This is a genomic window from Methylorubrum podarium (assembly GCF_022179745.1).
Taxonomy (GTDB): domain Bacteria; phylum Pseudomonadota; class Alphaproteobacteria; order Rhizobiales; family Beijerinckiaceae; genus Methylobacterium; species Methylobacterium podarium.
This window is the reverse complement of record NZ_BPRD01000719.1, coordinates 1-1,086: the sequence shown is the minus strand read 5'-3', so window position 1 is coordinate 1,086 and position 1,086 is coordinate 1. Positions and strand designations below refer to the sequence as shown.

The 1,086-nt window shown below is 67.3% G+C and carries 1 protein-coding gene; it reads right to left on the bottom strand.

Features of this window, described 5'->3' with window-relative positions:
- Positions 1-61: 61 nt before the first annotated feature.
- Entirely contained in the window at positions 62-661 is a 600-nt protein-coding gene (locus MFF42_RS26210) for a superoxide dismutase (RefSeq protein ID WP_231343519.1), read from the bottom strand.
- Positions 662-1,086: the final 425 nt, after the last annotated feature.

Sequence of the window (1,086 nt, the reverse complement as noted above, 5' to 3'; positions counted from 1 at the left end):
GTAAGGCGGCCGCCCCGTTGGCCGACGGGGCGGCCGCCTTACGCTGGCAAGCGGGAGCGGATCAGGCCTTCGCCTCGCCGTACAGCTTCTCGACGTACTCCCAGTTCACGAGGTTCTCGACGAACGCCTTGAGATAGTCGGGGCGGCGGTTGCGGTAGTCGATGTAGTAGGAGTGCTCCCACACGTCGACGCCGAGGATCGGGGTGGCGCCGTGGACGAGCGGGTTCTCGCCGTTCGGGGTCTTCAGGATGGCGAGCTTGCCGTCCTTGACCGCGAGCCAGGCCCAGCCCGAGCCGAACTGGCCGACGCCGGCCTGGATGAAGTCGGCCTTGAACTTCTCGTAGCCGCCGAGATCCTCGTCGATCTTCTTGGCGAGCTCGGCCGGGGGCTGGCCGCCGCCGTTGGGCTTCATCCAGTTCCAGAAATGGAGGTGGTTGTAGTGCTGGCCGGCGTTGTTGAAGAGCGCCTGGTTGGTGTTGTAGCTCGCCTTGACGATCTCCTCGACGCTCTTGCCCGCGAGATCGGTCCCCTCCAGCAGCTTGTTGCCGGTGTCGACATAGGCCTTGTGGTGCTTGTCGTGGTGGAACTCGAGGGTTTCCTTCGACATGTAGGGGCCCAGCGCGTCGTAGGCGTAGGGCAGCTCGGGCAGGGTGAACGTCATGCGTGTCTCCTGGGTTGTCCGGGTCTCGCGGGGAGCGAAGGCGGAGCGCGCGGGCGGTTTGCGGCGCGCGGCCGGCGAGGTGACGGGCGGGTAGGTAAGTCGGTGGACCGGGCTCGGCAACGCCGCCGGCGCCGGATCCGCGCGCATGTCACCGGAGAGAGCGCGGCATCCACCGTTTTGCGCAGGGTGCCGGCCCCCGAAGGCTCCCGGCACCGCGCGGAAAGACCTTCGGCCGGGACTCGGCTGTGCATGGAGCGACGGAAAGGCCGGTTTCCAGAGAGGACCGGGCCGTGCGATTTTGCAATGCGCGGGCGGGGGGTTATCTTGTAACCGTCACGCCGCCCGCGACAGTCACGTCGAGAGTACCATGGTCGTCGCGCTGCTCGCGCTCAGTTCCGTCATGATCCTCGGTGGCATCGCCGCCG